Origin of the sequence: Gibbsiella dentisursi (assembly GCF_039539505.1) — a bacterium.
GTDB classification, from domain to species: Bacteria; Pseudomonadota; Gammaproteobacteria; order Enterobacterales; family Enterobacteriaceae; genus Gibbsiella; species Gibbsiella quercinecans.
Genome location: NZ_BAABDG010000002.1, coordinates 718,294 through 736,010, shown reverse-complemented (window position 1 = coordinate 736,010; position 17,717 = coordinate 718,294). Strand labels below are relative to the sequence as shown.

The 17,717-nt window shown below is 48.7% G+C and carries 12 protein-coding genes; 1 reads left to right on the top strand and 11 read right to left on the bottom strand.

All coding sequences use genetic code 11. The features are described 5' to 3' along the window. Positions 1-36: 36 nt before the first annotated feature. On the top strand, positions 37-729 hold the full coding sequence (locus tag ABFX35_RS03780) for an RraA family protein (RefSeq protein WP_346079256.1): 693 nt from the start codon (positions 37-39) through the stop codon (positions 727-729). Positions 730-1,135: 406 nt separating this feature from the next. Here ABFX35_RS03780 and ABFX35_RS03775 read toward each other — a convergent pair whose 3' ends face one another. The 11 genes from ABFX35_RS03775 to galE all read right to left on the bottom strand — a co-directional run bounded on the left by ABFX35_RS03775 (position 1,136) and on the right by galE (position 17,566). Then, a complete protein-coding gene (locus ABFX35_RS03775; protein ID WP_346079254.1) occupies positions 1,136-2,029 on the bottom strand; it encodes a LysR family transcriptional regulator in 894 nt (297 codons plus the stop codon). 240 nt (positions 2,030-2,269) lie between these two features. Then, positions 2,270-3,676: an NADP-dependent phosphogluconate dehydrogenase gene (gene gndA, locus ABFX35_RS03770; RefSeq protein ID WP_095845195.1), complete on the bottom strand. Its 1,407-nt coding sequence runs from the start codon at positions 3,674-3,676 to the stop codon at positions 2,270-2,272. 198 nt (positions 3,677-3,874) lie between these two features. Next, a complete protein-coding gene (locus ABFX35_RS03765; protein WP_346079252.1) occupies positions 3,875-5,008 on the bottom strand; it encodes a glycosyltransferase family 4 protein in 1,134 nt (377 codons plus the stop codon). A gap of 7 nt (positions 5,009-5,015) precedes the next feature. Continuing rightward, the gene (locus ABFX35_RS03760; RefSeq protein WP_346079250.1) at positions 5,016-6,149 is read right to left on the bottom strand and encodes a glycosyltransferase family 4 protein; all 1,134 of its coding nucleotides are present in this window, start codon (positions 6,147-6,149) and stop codon (positions 5,016-5,018) included. Positions 6,150-6,256: 107 nt separating this feature from the next. Continuing rightward, positions 6,257-8,767 carry a glycosyltransferase family 4 protein gene (locus ABFX35_RS03755; protein WP_346079248.1) on the bottom strand — a complete coding sequence of 837 codons (2,511 nt, stop codon included), beginning with the start codon at positions 8,765-8,767 and terminating at the stop codon, positions 6,257-6,259. Between the two features lie 10 nt (positions 8,768-8,777). Further along, positions 8,778-10,880, bottom strand: a complete 2,103-nt coding sequence (locus ABFX35_RS03750) for a methyltransferase domain-containing protein (RefSeq protein WP_346079246.1) — start codon at positions 10,878-10,880, stop codon at positions 8,778-8,780. A 20-nt stretch (positions 10,881-10,900) separates the two neighbouring features. After that, positions 10,901-12,199 (bottom strand): ABC transporter ATP-binding protein, encoded by a 1,299-nt coding sequence (locus tag ABFX35_RS03745; RefSeq protein ID WP_346079244.1) that lies wholly within the window; start codon positions 12,197-12,199, stop codon positions 10,901-10,903. Next, a complete protein-coding gene (locus ABFX35_RS03740) occupies positions 12,199-12,996 on the bottom strand; it encodes an ABC transporter permease (protein WP_346079242.1) in 798 nt (265 codons plus the stop codon). The genes ABFX35_RS03745 and ABFX35_RS03740 overlap by 1 nt, the downstream gene beginning before the upstream one ends. A 3-nt stretch (positions 12,997-12,999) precedes the next feature. Further along, positions 13,000-14,373: a phosphomannomutase CpsG gene (gene cpsG, locus ABFX35_RS03735; protein WP_346079240.1), complete on the bottom strand. Its 1,374-nt coding sequence runs from the start codon at positions 14,371-14,373 to the stop codon at positions 13,000-13,002. A gap of 15 nt (positions 14,374-14,388) precedes the next feature. Beyond that, complete coding sequence (locus ABFX35_RS03730) at positions 14,389-15,801, bottom strand: mannose-1-phosphate guanylyltransferase/mannose-6-phosphate isomerase (RefSeq protein ID WP_346079239.1); 1,413 nt, start codon at positions 15,799-15,801, stop codon at positions 14,389-14,391. A gap of 748 nt (positions 15,802-16,549) precedes the next feature. Further along, positions 16,550-17,566: a UDP-glucose 4-epimerase GalE gene (gene galE, locus ABFX35_RS03725; RefSeq protein WP_346079237.1), complete on the bottom strand. Its 1,017-nt coding sequence runs from the start codon at positions 17,564-17,566 to the stop codon at positions 16,550-16,552. Between the last annotated feature and the right edge of the window lie 151 nt (positions 17,567-17,717).

Here is a 17,717-nt window from a genome sequence, read left to right as displayed (position 1 = left end):
ACATGCTGATGATGATTTAACCGGAGGAAACTTAAAATGAGTAATATTGGATTTAGAGTTTTTTCAAAAATTAATCGCCCCGATGCAAACCTGGTCAGCAAGTTCAAAGAATTGCCGGTGGCTAATATCGCGGACATGATGAACCGCTCAAATGTTCTGGACGCGCGGTTGCGTAAAATCGGCGCAAGCAATCTCTTGGGGGTGGCCTTTACTGTTAAAACCCGCACCGGCGACAACCTGATGGTGCATAAGGCACTGCAAATGGCGCAGCCAGGGGATGTTCTTATCGTCGATGCCCACGCTAGCCTAACCAATGCCATTATGGGGGAACTGATGGTGCGTACGGCGGAGCAAAGAAACCTGGCCGGTATCATTATTGACGGCGCAGTGCGCGACGTAGCGGTATTATCCACCCTCCAGATCCCTGTTTATGCCTCCGGGGTCACGCCGGCTGGGCCCTACAAGGACGGCCCAGGTGAAATCAACACCCCGATTAGCGTTGGCGGTGTGACGATTCACCCCGGCGATATTCTGGTGGGCGATGATGACGGCATCGTCGTGATCCGCCCCGGCGTTGCGCAAGATATCTATGAAAAGACGCTGATAAAAAATAAAAAGGAAGAGGAACTGGTTCGCTTAATCAAGGAAGGGCGCCGGGATAACTCATGGATTGATCGGGCGCTTAGTGAAAGAAAATGTGAGTTTATTGATGATGTCTACACCCAATAGGTGTTTGGCCACAAATCCGCAAAAACGCCATTAAACATAGCGGGAATATCACCCAATCCCCTCGTAACGCCCGGCCACGGAAAAGCCGGGGTTGCTCCGCTTTCATGCCAATCATGAACGCCGCGAACATGATGTTATTCTCGGCACTTTAAGATTTCTTTAATTTTCGTGTGCGAGACTCTGCTTAAACCCAGAGGAGCGTTATATGAAACAGAAAAAAGTATGGCCAATCAGTGAATACGTTACGGTGATTTTTTGTACCGCTATAGTCCTGCGTTTCTTGCAAATATGGTTTACGACGTAAAGATTTTTCGTTTTTCACTTAGGGATGTTGAATCGCACCCATGCCCGGCAGCCGGAGCCATGCCTGTGGAGTACGCAGTTCATGGGCCACATCTAAAACAGATCAGGTAGTGAGTTTTTTCAGTTGTTCAATAAACATGGCAATATAGGGGTTATTGTTTTTGGGATTATAAACCGCGTAAATACAGCAAAGACACCGGAAGTCTTCTATTGGCAGGAAAACAATATCCTGGCGATTATTGGGTATCGTCATTTTCCCAACCAGGGTCACCCCTAAACCCGCGCCGACCAACGCAAGCGCCGTATGAATTTCCAAAGCATGGTGGGAAATAGCTGGCACAATGCCGTGCTCTTTAAACTTCTCAAAGAGCTTACCGGAAAATCCACTTTTCTGATCGTTAGGGAAGACGATAAAGGGAGAGTTGCAAAAATCGCGCAATGTAATAAATTTCTTGCGGCTAAGGTAATGATTCTTCGGAATTGCTGCCACCAGAGGATCAACCAGGATGAGTTCATGACGTAGCCCTTCGTCAAGGATATTATCGTTATTCATTTTCCTGATAAACCCGATATCAATGATGTGATTTATCAAAAGTTCTGGCTGGTATGCCGATAAAACCTCCTTAAGATTGATATCAATATGGCCATGGTTTTCAGAGAAATTTTTTATCGCTTCCGGCAGTAGGTTGAACATAACTGAACGGACAGATCCCAGCGTTAGCGTTGTTGATTTCGCATTAACATGTTGCCAGACGTCCCTTTCCAGCTTTTCAAAACCAAATATCACCTCCTGCGCCCGGTGGTAAACAAACTCGCCGAGTTTGGTAAGCGTCATTGGCCTTGAGCTACGGTTAAACAAGGTGCCGTTAAGTTCTTTTTCAAGCGCCGTTATTTGCATACTGATGGCCGTGGGGGCAAGCAATAGCGTTTTCGCCGCCTGGCTGGCGCTGCCCGCTTCCACAACACGACAAAAATACTGCAGTTGTTTTATGTTCACCGTTAATGAGCCTTAAGTAGGCAGAACGCGCTAACCCTTACGGGCTGTGAAAGCGCTCTGAATACGTGCACGATCACTCTGATGCCAGTCAGCAGGTTACCATGCCGGCAGTGGCTATACCGTTATTCTTCCCACACATTACGCGTTTGCCGTTGAGATGCGCCAGCCCAGATCGCGGGCAAAAAAAAGGCCGCCGAGTGTGAGCCCGGCGGCCTTGTTATCGATAATCAGGCTAAAGCATTATTCCAGCCATTCGGTATGGAATACGCCTTCTTTATCGATGCGTTTGTAGGTATGGGCGCCAAAATAATCGCGCTGCGCCTGGATCAAGTTAGCCGGCAGCACCGCAGAACGGTAGCTGTCGTAGTAGGCGATAGCGGCAGAGAAGGTTGGCGTTGGGATACCGTTTTGCACCGCATAGGCCACCACGTCACGCAGCGCCTGCTGGTATTCGTCAGCGATTTTCTTGAAGTATGGCGCCAGCAGCAGGTTAGCGATGTCGGCATTTTCAGCATATGCATCGGTGATTTTCTGCAGGAACTGCGCGCGGATAATGCAGCCGGCGCGGAAGATCTTGGCGATTTCGCCGTAGTTCAGATCCCAGTTGTTCTCTGTAGAAGCCGCTTTCAGCTGTGAGAAGCCCTGGGCGTAGGAAACGATTTTCCCCAGGTACAGTGCACGGCGCACTTTCTCGATAAATTCGGCTTTGTCGCCAGCAAAGGCAGCCACTTTCGGGCCGCTCAGCACTTTGGATGCGGCAACGCGCTGATCTTTGAGAGAAGACAGATAACGCGCGAACACCGATTCAGTGATCAGCGACAGCGGTTCGCCCAGATCCAGCGAGCTTTGGCTGGTCCATTTACCGGTGCCTTTGTTAGCGGCTTCGTCCAGGATCACATCAACCAGGTAGTTACCCTGCTCATCTTTTTTGGTGAAGATGTCTTTAGTGATGTCAATCAGGTAGCTGCTCAGCTCACCCTGGTTCCATTCGGTGAAGGTGTTGGCCAGCTCTTCATTGCTCAGGCCCAGCGCCTGTTTCAGCAGAGAGTAGGCTTCCGCGATCAGCTGCATGTCGCCGTATTCGATGCCGTTGTGCACCATTTTCACGTAGTGGCCGGCGCCGTCTGCACCGATGTAGGCAACGCATGGCTCGCCTTCAGCCACAGCGGCGATTTTCTTCAGAATTGGGGCCACCAGTTCATAAGCTTCTTTCTGGCCGCCAGGCATGATGGAAGGCCCTTTCAGCGCGCCCTCTTCACCGCCGGAAACGCCGGTGCCGATGAAGTTGAAACCTTGGTCAGACAGTTCGCGGTTGCGGCGAATAGTGTCTTTGTAGTAGGTGTTGCCACCATCAATCAGGATATCGCCTTTATCCAGGTGCGGCGTCAGTGAAGCGATGGTTTTGTCCGTGGCTTCGCCCGCTTTCACCATCAGCAGAATGCGACGTGGTTTTTCCAGGGATTCGACAAACTCTTCAACGCTGTAGTACGGCACCAGGTTTTTGCCTGGGTTCTCAGCAATAACTTCGTCAGTTTTGTCGCCTGAACGGTTAAAGATGGAAACGGTATAGCCGCGGCTTTCGATGTTCAGCGCCAGATTGCGGCCCATTACCGCCATGCCGACAACGCCGATTTGTTGCTTGGACATTTAGTAACTCCTGTCTGAGGTAACACCTGTTAACAACCAGCAGCCAACAGGTTTTTTGTGTGGCAAGCATGTTAACTCAGGAACGCATCGAGTGGGTAGTGATTGATGCGATAGGGCGTGTGCCCGCGCCAAACCCCCTGTTTCAGCATGCCATTATGGTTCCCTGCTCTTGCCAACCCGGGTCATTTTTTGCTGCAGTCAGGATGGCATACTGGGCGTTCGATTCAATAGGCGCAGGTAGATTTCATGGTGCTTTTCCAGCATTTGTTCGGAAGTAAACATGCGTTCAAAGCGTTTTTCTGCTTTCGCACCACATTCCTGGGCAAAGGAGCGATCGTTCCATAAACGATCCATTGCAGCGCGCAATGCCGAAGGATGGGATGGTGGCACAACCAGGCCCGTTTCATTATCCACGTTGATATAAGTGGTTCCTGTACCAATCTCACTTGAGATCATTGGCTTCCCGAACATCGCCCCTTCAAGCAACGAAATACCAAATGCTTCGGAACGCAAATGCGAGGGGAAAACCATGCAGTAGCTCAGTTTGAGTAAAGCAACCTTATCTTCATCGCACAGCGCTCCCAGGAAGTGGATATTTTTTAATCCCAGCGCTCTTGCCTGTTGCTTCAGTTCTTCTTCAATCGGGCCGGCTCCAACGATCACAATAGGGTAAGGCGCCCCCACAGCCGCTTCGATAAGAATGTGTAGCCCTTTGTAATAACGCAGCGTTCCAATGAAAAGGAAAAAAGGCTGGCCGATCTTGTTTCCCCATTTTTGCAGCCGTTCGTCGTCTACTTGTGGGTAGGTGGATTTATCCAACCCGATCGGAATGACCGTCACCTTACTTTTAAACTTTTCAAGTACATCGCTGGTTTCAACGTAATTTGGCGATGTGGCAATAATGCAGTCAGCTTTGCTGAGAAAGTGGAACATTAATGGCTTATAAAGCTTTAATAAATTTTGCTGCCGTATGATGTCGGAATGATAACTGACGACGGAAGGTTTTTTAATACCGGAAATCCATTGCACCATATCCATAAAAGGCCATGGGAAATGGTAATGGATAATATCAGCCTCTTCTGCCAACTTTTTGAACTTATTTATAACTTTCCAGGAGAAAGGATTAGAGGCAATGGAAAAGCTTTGAGGTGACTTATAAGCAGTATGCTGCCCAATCACCTGTTTGTCTTCACCCGCGTGTTCACTGACAGAAAGTACGCAAGAAGATATTCCTTTACTAACCCCGCCTTCGGCCAATTGGAAAATCACCTGCTCAATACCGCCAAATGAATCAGGATAATAAGTTTTATAAAAATGCAAAACTTTAATCATGGAAAGATCAAACCTGCTGGTAAACGTTAAATGTTTCCTGAGCACAACGCTGCCAGGAAAATTGAGCCGCTCGAGAAAGCCCTGCAGCACGAGCCTGCTGCCGCCACGGCTCATCCTGAAGGGCTCGTGATAAATACTGGCTCATGGTATCAGTGTCTTCTGGCTGGCACATGAGCGCGGCATCGCCAGCCACTTCAGGCAGCGCAGAGGCATCTGAACAAACAACGGGCGTTCCTGACGCCATGGCTTCCAATACCGGCAGACCAAAACCTTCATAAAATGACGGGAAGACAAAAAGACGGGCGGCGGCATATAACAGCGGTAAATCTTCCTTAGTGATATAGCCAAGATATTTCAACCATCCTTGCGCTTCTCCTTGCTGGAAACGCTGATGCAACCCTTCGCTTTTCCAACCTTTATAGCCGCACAGCACCAGAGGATAGCGCTGACGCAATACCAGGGGAAGTTTTTCGTAGGCATCGAGCAATGTGCCAATATTCTTACGCGGCTCAATGGTACCTATGTATAGCGTAAATTGTTGGTTCTCCAGGCCCAGGCGCGCCAACAACGGCTGCAACTGCTGTACGTCCCGTGGGTGAAACTCGTCACCACAAGCCAGCGGAGTGGCATGAATCTTATCCAATGGATAATTGAAATACCGGGCGACTTCTTGCCGTGAAAACTCAGAAACCGTAATAATTCTATTTGCTCGCTTCAGGCTCGCCTGTATGGCCTTACGCATATAGCGAATACGCTCTTCAGGATGATGTTCCGGACAAGTAAATATTGAAATATCATGGAAGGTAACGACAGAACGCGGCATCCCGGCCGGCAAATAAAAATTCGGGCCGTGATAGATACAATCACGGTGGTGACGCAATGCGTAACTTTGCAACAACGGGTTGATGGCTCTGAAGGCTTCAATCAGCAACCCTTGTTTTTTCAGCCAGGGGATCAGCCGGCTTGGCTTCCCGGCCGTTTCAGCGGGCGGTTGTAATTCCCGAACAACTTTCAGACGATTGTAGTAGGAAATGTCATCTATCGTACCGAGCTTTTGCAGTTGATTAATCAACTCAAAAGTATATCGCCCAACACCTGTCAGTGGGTATCTAACGGGTTCGGTCGAAATTATTAATTTCATCAGTAAGCCTCAACACCACGAATATTCAGTCTAAAGATATAAGAACGCACCGTCACATATAAAAACAAAAGGGCCATTGCTGGCCCTGAGGTATTACATCGTGTATTTTATTGTTTTATTAGCGGCAACTGTTTCAACAGCAAAGCGGTGCTTTGTTCCCACGTTAGCCATTTAATATTCTCAGATTTAGGGTAAGTTCCATCTTCATAAAGTTCCAGCCACGTTGAAATAGCGTTTTCGAGATCTTCAGGACGTTCCCCGGAGAAGTAATATGCACTGTCTTGTGCTATCTCGCGGAATACCGGGATATCGCGGATAATCACCGGCAACCCTTTCTGTGCTGCTTCGATCAACGGCAGGCCAAACCCTTCCCCTAATGAAGCAAAAATCAGCGCTTTGGCGTGCTGATAGAGTTCGGTGAGGAATTCATCGCTGATATCATGCAACCAGAACAGATGCTTATCTTTTTGTGGATGATTGCGCATACGTTCGCACAAAGCATCAACGTTCCATCCCTGTTTACCGACAATAAACAGGTTGATGTCTTCCCCTTTCGCCCACAGCCGTTCAAACGCATCCAACACTTGCGCATGCCCTTTTCTCGGCTCCATGGTCCCCACCATGATAAAACTGGGCGCGGATGACATCATTTGCAGTAGCATCTCACCGTTAGCAGGGAACCCCTTGCTTGGCACGCTGGCTTCCAAATCGGCGCCCAGGTGGAAGTTTTTAATGGTCAATGCCGGGTTAATGGTTACTTCAGCGGCATGTTTATTTAGCCAATGGCGCACATCATCAGCCACGCTCGCAGAAACACACACCACGCCATCGGCATATTCCGCAATCCCCTTCAACCATATAGGGAAAGCGCGCTGAATATCGACGATACTCCATTCCGGATTGCGCAAAGGCAGAATATCATGAATAACAAAGTGCGCCTGAGCCCCGGCACGCCGCAGGCTATCAAGATGGGCATTCAGTTCAGGGAACAGGTGGGCCGTCAGGTCCGTCACCAACAAGATATCATCTTTGGTAAATAACACGGGCTCATCAGTGCCGAAATCATACCCAAAGTGTTCTTTTACGAATTTATTCGCATAGCGGTAACACTCACCCTGGGTAAAGTAAACGGCGCGAATCTCGTACCCCGGCGTTCCCTTCTTTAGCAGCTCATACAGAATACTGCGTGAAACGCGCTGGATCCCGGTTTTGGCATCATGCTGAACCAGTACCGAGATATCCACCATGATTTTACGGCGATGCTGGCTAAAATTGTTCCTGGCTAACGCCCAGGCGTTGCCCAATTGATCGTGCGCGGTCAACTGTGGAATATTGCTAATACGATCAATCGTGGTAGAAATATAGCTCTCAATATCGTAATCAATATCGTGCCGCGGGCGAGACATTAATGTTGTAAAACTCTCCAGTGCTGTATTGGCTGTATTATCCCAAGAGAATTTTTCTGCCTGCGCAATCGCGTGGTTTTTCAACTCAGTATAAAATGCGTCATCGGTTAATGCCCGCTCAATGCTTGCCCGGATATCATCAACGTTGCGCGGATCAAACATTGCGCCTTCCCACCCCATAACTTCGGGCAGGCTGGTAACATTCGATGCTAAAGTCGCTGCGCCACACTTCATCGCCTCAAGCGGCGGCAGGCCAAATCCCTCATGCAGTGACGGGAAAACAAACAGTTTGCAGATATTGTACAAAGCGATCAAATCAGCATCGGGCAGGAACCCGGTGAAAATGAGTTGCTCACGCTTAAGGCCGTAACTCTCCGCCAGCATGATAATACGCTCAAGTTCTTCCGCTCTAACCTTGTAGGCCAATACTAACGGATATTGATCCTGAAGCGCCCGCGGCAATTGACTGTACGCATGAATCAGCGCCTCGACGTTTTTCCGCGGTTCGATCATGGCAAGGGTAAGAATAAACTCGCTCGGGAGATTATATCTTAGCCGCAATGCGGCGATGTCTTCTTCGCTATACGCTTTAATGCAGAATTCACCGCCGACAGCGGAGGATATATTTACAATTCGTTCAGCAGGAATAGTCGTATATTTTATAACTTCTTCCCGAGCTGAATCGGAGATGGCAAAAATAGCATCAGCGGTTTCGTAACTGTGCAACTTATTCATATAGAACTCGTTGTAGTTAGGATCCCCCAGATAGCGTTCTTTATTGAGTAATGGGATCAAATCATGGCAAACGCACACCGTTCGCCAAGGCACCGGCCGATCAGGGATAGAAACGACGTAGTCATCGTCATACCCTTCAAAGAAACTGATAACAAAGACAATATCCGGGTTGATATCGGCGATTGCCGCTTCACGGCACAAGTGCGCCGCCTGGGTGCGGGCGTGGTTATCCCGTTCGCGATAGGCCGCCGGGCCATGACCAGAAAAGATAAACATCTCTTCCTCTGGCAAAATATCTTTATAGCTGTTTTTAACATCGCTGACATTGCTCAGAGGAAACATACCATTCAGAAGAATGCTGACGCGATGATGCTTGGCATTTTTTATAATGGCGCGACTCATGGCCAGTGTACTGCGACCAATCCCCCGAAACTTACTTTCGGATTGGTATCCTTGTACGTCAATAAGAATATGCAACGCGCGCTCCTTATTTATTCTTCGTTATTTTTTTGAATATACTATCCACTTCCGGTGGAAGCAGCTCAGGGCGGATTAACTGCCGTTCGATCTGGGCCTGAGCGGCTTCATCTACATGAACATGGGGTTGTTCCACCGGATTTACACGGCGATAAACCTTTGAGATCCGTTCATACAGGCCGGCCTTATGTAGCCCATTAATGATCTTACTTTTGAGCCCTGGGTGGCGCTTCACAAAATTGAAGGATACGCGCAGGATCCTCTTGACCAAATGTTTACAGCGCTGGATAAACCCGTATTGCCGAAGTAATTTAATCTGCAGCCCCAGGTAACGATATGGCTTCGTCATGCGCCATGAACGGCTGGAGTATAACGCATCAACCAGCAGGTGCAGATGATGGTTTTCATGCTCCAACTGTTGCACACGGGCTTGCATATGCTCTAACTGCTGCTTTAATTCACTTTCGCTAATAACAGGCGCTTCAACTTCAACCTGTAGAGGCGTATTCAGGCGCTCATCAATCGCCCGGAAGGCCGCCTCACTGGCCGCGCTTTGCCCTTCCAACAGGGAAACCTGCGCCGCCAGTTCATCCAGCCGCTCGGCGAGCTGTTGTTCCAGCTGTTCAACGCGTTGGTGCGCACTGTGTGCATGTTCTTCCACAGCCATCAGCCTGGACTGCCCCAACATAAGCATTTGCTCTTGGGCGCCGATCCATTTTTCATTCCCAGAGAGTGCGTTTTCGGCAGCCGGCAGCGCATCTTTTTGTTCGAAAAGCTGCAGCAGCAGTTGGTAACTCCACTCCGACACCGGTTTTTGCCAGAAAGCATACAACCAGTTGCAATAAGGAGCCGGTAAATTGAAAGGGCTGATCGCCGCAGGGCGAATCAAACCGGCCTGGATCCGCTTCGCATTCATCACTTCATTGACTAAAATCATAAACGACAGGAAGAGATTATCCGGCCAGGAACAGTCTTTCGCCTCTGGCGAAATTGAACCAAAATCGATCAACCGAGTGTTGGTGCTTTTATCATCATCGACCAGAATGTTCCAGCTTCTGACATCATCATGATAAAAACCGGCTTTTTCCAACGCGACCAGTTGTTTCAACAACGCGGGGAAAATAACTTCCGGATCAATCGTTTTTCCCTGATGAATACGCTCCGATAACAGTTCACCCGGGAAACGCTCCATGACCAGCCAACCTTCAGCGGCAGTAAGCCCTTGCAAAAGCAATTTGGGGGCTTTAAAACCTTTGGGCGGGCGGGAAAGGAATTTTCCTTCATTACTGAGCTCGTCGCGATTGCGCTGACTCTCCTCATGCGTTAACTGACCGTGTGTCGTTGTAAAGTGGAACAGCTTACATATGAAGTTATCGCCATAATAATAACGGCGGCTCCCCTTGTGCGCGAACCCCGCATCTGGGTATGGGCGGTTATCCCAATATTCAAAGCGCTTATTAAAACCTTCCAACATCACGCGATGATTACTGACGATAAACAAAGGCCGAGCAATGGCTGACAGGTGCGTATCAAATGAAGCAAGCTGGTGATAGAAGCTGCATTGCTCAATCAGTTCGCGCGGATCATCAGGTTGAGATGGCCCCCAATAGAGCGGCTCTTCTTTTAACGCCAGCTCCAAAATAACGGCTTGGGTACAATTTGCCAGCTGTTCCAGCCACTGTTTTACCTGCTCAATGCCATGCAAATGAACAATATGGTGAAAAACACTCAGGCCAATAGCCAAATCATATTGGTTGGGCTGTAGGCCCTTTATCACTTCCTCAACGCGGCCAACGCTAAAATCAACCGAAAAATCAGGATGTTCTTGAGCAAGAGCCTGACAGACGTCAATATTTTCTGGCTGAAAATCGATCCCATGAACGATCGCACCTTTCCTCGCCAGGCTAAGACTGAAAAAGCCTTGAGCGCACCCCAAATCCAGAACGCGCAGCGGACGCCCCAGGGCTTTCGCTAAAGCATCATACTGTTGGGTAATAATATCCAGACGCTTATTACAATCCCGGGAGGCGTCCAGATCCCATTCAGCATGCCCATAAATAGTTTGATAGACCTCGGGTAGCGCAGACACCAGCTCTCGCAACTTAGTACTCATGGTTTGTACTTACCTTCAAATTAGCTATAGCTTTCAAATGTGGACTTCAGATCAATAATGCCCCAGAACTCCATGCCTTTAGTGACGTGGAGGATCACCGAGTCATAGCGACGATCCAAAGGGGTCATTTCAGTTTGCGGACTACCGGCTGAAATACCGAAAGAGAGTAAATAGTCTCCACTGTTCAGGTTTAATGGGAAACTAAATTTAAATACTCTGACGTCCCCACGTTGGACGGAGAAGTTTTCACGTCCTTCTGAAGCCAGAAATGAGTTGGTCCCGTACAAAAATAAGCCGTCCAACGTTTTAATAAGAATGCCTGGCACTACATTATCGAAATCATGCTCAAAGACGACCTTCAGATAAAAATCTGTCTTTTCATTGCTCTGAATATTGGTGGGATAGTTGGTGCCCCCCGCCTGAATATCATAATCAACGATTTTCGCGCCGCCCTGCCCCCAGCGATATTCCTCTGGGCGATACCCCGGCCGCGTATGATAAATATCATTCTGATCGTCAAACGATAACCCAACGCCGGGTGCGTTATTCTGCGTTTTCTTTGCTTGTGGATCGTCGGTTTTGCTGCCTGGTTTACCAAACAGTTCATCAAGATAACGGTTGGTGACATCACGCGCGGAGCCATCCATACCAATCGCGCCATTCTTTAAAAAAATCGCGCGATCGCAATGCTTGACAATATCACCAGCGCTGTGGGAAACCAGCAACAGCGTCGTCCCCTGCTTCTTAAACTCGGAAATACGGGCATAGCATTTGGCCTGGAAGCGTGAATCCCCCACGGATAGCGCTTCATCGACGATCAGAATATCCGGGCGAGTACAGGTTGCCACGGCAAATGCCAAACGCATTTGCATGCCGCTCGAATAGATCCGCACCTGCTGCTCAATATAATCGCCAATATCCGCAAATTGCTCAATTTCAGGCATTAAACGGGTGATATCATCACGGCTCAAGCCCATCATCAGGCCGGACATATAGACGTTTTGGCGCCCGGTGAACTCTGGGTGAAACCCCATGCCCAGTTCAAGCAGTGCGGCCACACGGCCATGGATCTGGATTTCACCTTCGGTTGGCCGGGTTGTGCCGGTCAACAATTTGAGCAAGGTACTTTTACCTGCACCGTTTACTCCAACAATACCAACAGACTCACCCTCATTAACGGTGAAGGATATATCGCGCAACACCCATTTTTTGGTGTGTTTCACCGGTGAACCCGGCATTAATTTTTCTGCGATCCGCAACCATTTGGATGAGTAATATTTGTAGGCTTTCCCTACACGGTTGACTGTAATACTTGCCATTATAATTCATCCACAATATCAGCAGAGTGTTTTTTGAACATTCGCCACCCCAGGCCAAACAGGAGCACCGCTAACAAGGTCACTGGCAATAAAGATAACCAGTCCGGCATGCGGTGATATAACAGCACATTCTGATACCCCCCCACCAAATTCGCCATTGGGTTTAGTTTCAGTGCATTTCGCGCCCATTCCGGCAATGTGCTACTGACATACACAATAGGCGTAAACCAAAACCAGAATTGCAGTAAAATATTAACAAACTGGCCGACATCACGGACAAAAACGTTCATTACGCCAAGCAGAACACCAAGACCAACGGTGAAAAGCATCTGCACAAGCAATACAGGGATTATGGCGAAGAAGATCCACCCAGGGAAATTACCTGTGAAGATCAAGAAAATAACAAACAGAGAGAAAATAATCAGAAAGTTAATAAAGGAAGAGCTGGCAACAATAATAGGCAGGCAAATCCGTGGGAAACTGAGTTTCTTCAGTATATTGGCATTACTCAGGAATACATTGACCAAGCCGTTCAATGTTTCTGTAAATAGCCCCCATGTCAGCACCCCCGAACACAGATAAATGCTGTAGGCAAAAGGGGTATTCATATCAGCCAAACGCGCGCGCATCAACTCAGAAAAAACCAAAGTATAGACAGCGATCATTGCAACAGGCTGGAGCACCAGCCAGATTGCACCGAGAAAACTACTTTGGTAGCGCGATTGAAAGTCCCGTTTGATGCTGTCAATTATAAAACCGCGGTATCTTGCGATACCGCTAAAAAGTGCATGTAGCATCAGTTATTCACCACCTAAAATATTAAGAATTTCCTGTGTTTTTTTCTGCATCAGTGCTGGATCACCTTTCGATTCAACATTCAAACGCACGACAGGCTCTGTATTCGAGGTGCGTAAATTAAAACGCCAATGTTCAAACTCCAGGCTGATACCATCAGTGGTATCAAATACCAGTGCATCAGCTTGGTAAACATGCATAACACGATCGATAGCTGCTTTGGCGTCTGGCAATTTACGGTTGATTTCCCCTGAGGCTGGGTATGCCAGCATACGATCGCCCACCAGCTCGCCCAACGTTTTGCCCTTGGCTGAAAGCAGGCTGGCGACCAGCAACCATGGGATCATGCCGCTATCACAATAGGAAAAATCACGGAAATAGTGATGCGCGCTCATCTCGCCACCGTAAATAGCATCTTCCTTACGCATGCGTTCTTTAATAAAAGCATGACCGGTTTTTGACATTACCGGGACGCCACCAGCCTGGCTGACAATATCAATGGTATTCCAGGACAGCCGCGGATCATGAATAATCTTCGCCCCCGGGTTGGTTTGCAGGAACGCTTCAGCTAGCAGGCCGACAATATAGTAGCCCTCGATAAAAGTGGCATTTTCATCAAACAGGAAGCAGCGATCAAAATCGCCGTCAAAGGCAATCCCCATATCGGCTTTATGTTCCAATACCGCCTTTGCCGTATCCGCGCGACACTCTGGCAACAATGGGTTAGGAATGCCGTTAGGGAAATTGCCATCGGGTTGATGGTGTACTTTGATGAGCGATACCGGGATGTTGTCTTGCTTAAAGCGCCGTTCGATCTCATCAATAACGTGGCCCGCAGCACCATTACCCGAGTTAATCACCAGTTTCAGCGGCTTAAGTGCGGCCACATCAATGTAGCTCAGCAGGTGATCGACATATTCGGTGAGGATGGATATCTGCTGATAGCTACCACGTTTTGCCGCATCAACCGGCGCAAAACGATTCTCTTGCGCCAATTGTTGTATAGCATGCAGACCAGTATCGCCGCTGATCGGTTGTGCATTCGCACGCACCAGCTTCATACCATTGTAATTCATTGGGTTATGGCTGGCAGTGACTTCGATCCCCCCGTCCATGCCAAGATGGAACGTGGCGAAATAAACCTCTTCGGTACCGCTGATACCAATGTCGTACACATCGGCGCCAGCATCCTGAAGCCCTGATGCCAGGGCCAGTTTCAAAGCTTCGCTCGTTAGGCGCACATCACCGCCCACAATGATACGCTGCGGTTTCAAATACTCACCGTAAGCGCGGCCAATACGGTAAGCGATATCTTCGTTAAGCTCTTCACCCAACTGCCCGCGGATATCATATGCCTTAAAACAGGTTAAGCTACTCATTAGAACCTCAAATATTTAGCAACGACCGTAGTGATCTTTAATACGAATAATGTCATCATCCCCTAAATAAGAACCTGATTGAATTTCAATCAGTTCCAAAGGAATATTCCCCGGATTTTCCAAACGGTGAATAACCCCGATAGGAATGAATGTTGACTGGTTTTCGGTAAGTAAGAACGTTTTATCCCCGGTAGTTACTTTTGCCGTGCCAGAAAGCACGACCCAGTGTTCCGTACGATGATGATGCATTTGTAAAGAAAATGCTTCGCCCGGATTCACAGTAATTCGGTTTACATTAAAGCGTTTTTCAGCAACCAGCAGATCGCAAATACCCCATGGCCGATAAACCTCACGGTGCCTTCTGTATTCGCTGCGTTTATTCTTTTTCAGATGCTCAACAACTTTCTTCACTTCCTGCACTTTTGACTTATCGGCAACAAGCACAGCATCTTTGGTGTTCACAATAACCAGATTATCGACACCAACGGCAGCAACCAGTTTTTCATCGGTATTAATATAACAACCGTGGCTGTCATGCAGGAAAGTATCGCCCGTTAGTGCGTTCCCGGCATCGTCTTTTTGGCTCACGTCCCACAAGGCAGACCATGAACCAACGTCACTCCAGCCTGCATCCAGTGGGATCATCACGGCGTCATGGGTTTTCTCCATCACTGCATAGTCGATGGATTCGTCCGGGCAGGCGGCAAATGCATCTGGGTTAACGTTAATAAAGTTCCTATCACGTTCAGTGCTATTCAAGGATTGGCGACAAGCCGCTAAAATATCTGGACGGAATTGTTCCAGTTCTTCCAGGTAGCGTTGAGCACGGAACATAAACATACCGCTGTTCCAAAAATACTCACCGGAATCGACATAGCGCTGTGCGGTAGCTAAATCGGGTTTTTCAACAAAACGCTTCACCGTTGCTGCGATAGCGTTTTCACCGCAACTGTCACCACGCTGAATATAGCCATAACCCGTTTCCGGACCGGTCGGCACGATGCCGAATGTCACTAAACTTTTATCCGCAGCATAAGGCATTGCAGCAGCAATAGCGTGATGGAATGTCTCTACATCTTTGATGACATGATCGGCCGCCAACACCAGCATGACAGGATCATCCCCCTGAGCAACGGCATTAAGCGCCGCCAGGGCAATCGCCGGCGCCGTGTTGCGGCCGATGGGCTCAAGAATGATGTTGCGCGAAAGCATATCAATCTGCCGAAGCTGCTCTGCCACCATAAAACGGTGATCTTCATTACAGATTACAACGGGCTCGCCGATCGCCATGCCATCAAGCCGTTTTAACGTTTCCTGCAGCATCGAATGGAGACTATGCAGGCGCAAAAACTGCTTCGGGTGCAACTCACGGGACATTGGCCATAAACGGCTCCCGGTACCGCCGGCCATAATTACGGGTAGTAACATTCTTAATCCTTAATTTAACCCTTATACCCTGGATAATTCGAGTTACAGGGCAATACGCCAAAATCATTTCTGAACGGCGTTTGCGTTGGCCCCGATGGATAATGCCCAAAGATTGGCCAAATACCCCAGCCAACACACCTGCAACCTGAAATATGACGGATATACGTATCGCTATTGTTCAAAGCAGAGCATCACATCCAATTGATGCTTTACCTTCATCTTTTACAATTACATTTACTGTTTACAGAACGCCAATCTGTTCATCTTTTGCGCGGTGCGCATAGCTTTGGAGCCACCGGATCCCATACCGCGCTTAAATGACTATAGGGGCGATAAACACGCTACCGCCCTTGGCTCCACAGCTACCAATATGCTGACATCAAAACAGCCCTAACTCTTTTTAGTGACTTACTATAACGCCAAACCGCACACAATCAGAACAAAACACTATTTATGCCAGATAAAACAAAACTATATGGCATATGACCATTATATTACTGCGCCATATACTATCACTATATCTATAAAAACACCTGCACAATGTCCGTTCTCTAAGGCTTATCTGAAATAATCTCTCACCAAACGTTCACAAAACCGTCATCTCACATAAAAATGTAATTTATCATAGTGTTACGATGGTTTTGGCTCAATAAAAAAGGGAAATTCAGGATATATCTTAGCGCGCACAACCACCGCTCAAAACGCGGTGATCGTGGCATAGGTCAGGCAGGTTACATATAAAAAATAGTTACTTTTTGTAACCCTGTGGGTTTTTGCTTTGCCAGTTCCAGGTGTCACGCATCATCGCATCAATACCGCGTTGCACTTCCCATCCCAGTTCCTTTTTCGCCAGGTTGGCATCGGCCCAGAAAGCGGGCAGATCGCCGGCGCGGCGCGGCAGCACCTGGTAAGGAATGGCTACCCCGGAGGCCTTCTCAAAGGCGTGCACCATATCCAGCACCGAGTACCCTACCCCAGCCCCCAGATTATAGGCTCTGAATCCATTGATTTTCTCTACGTGATCCATCGCCGCCAGGTGCCCTTCCGCCAGATCCATCACGTGGATGTAATCACGCACCCCGGTGCCGTCCTTCGTGGGATAATCCCCGCCGAACACGCCCAGCTTTTCCAGTTTGCCGATAGCAACCTGCGCAATATAGGGCAGCAGGTTATTAGGGATGCCGTTAGGATCCTCACCAATCAGCCCAGACTCATGAGCGCCCACCGGGTTAAAATAACGCAGGGCAATGATAGAAAACTGCGGCTCGGCCTTGGCGAAGTCTTGCAGGATCTGCTCTACCATCAGCTTGGAGGTACCATAAGGGCTGGTGGTGCCGCCGATAGGCGTGGTTTCCACATAGGGCACCGGCGCATTTTCACCATACACCGTGGCGGAAGAGCTGAAGATAAACTTGTGCACGCCGGCATGCCGCATTGCATCCAGCAGCACCAGGGTGCCCGCTACGTTGTTCTGGTAATATTCCAGCGGCTTGCGGGTGGACTCCCCCACCGCTTTCAAGCCGGCGAAGTGAATCACAGAAGAGATTTTATGCTCAGTGAAGATACGGCTCAGGCACCCAGCATCCTGCACATCCCCTTGGTAAAACACCGGCGCTTTGCCGGCCAACTGCTCCACACGGTGCAGGGACTCTTCGGATGAGTTGACCAGGTTATCCAGCACCACCACATCTTCACCACGCGCCAATAGTGCCAAAACGGTATGGGAACCAATGTACCCGGCACCGCCAGTGACTAAAATCGCCATTATGACTCCTTAATGTACGCCACGCCTGTAGCGTGAAAACAATGAGTTAGCGACCTATTTTACGCCTTAATCTCTCTGCGACCATCCCCTGACGGCAAGAACAGAATAAAAGCCCGGCCAACTGATTGCTTAACATACCCGAACGCATAAC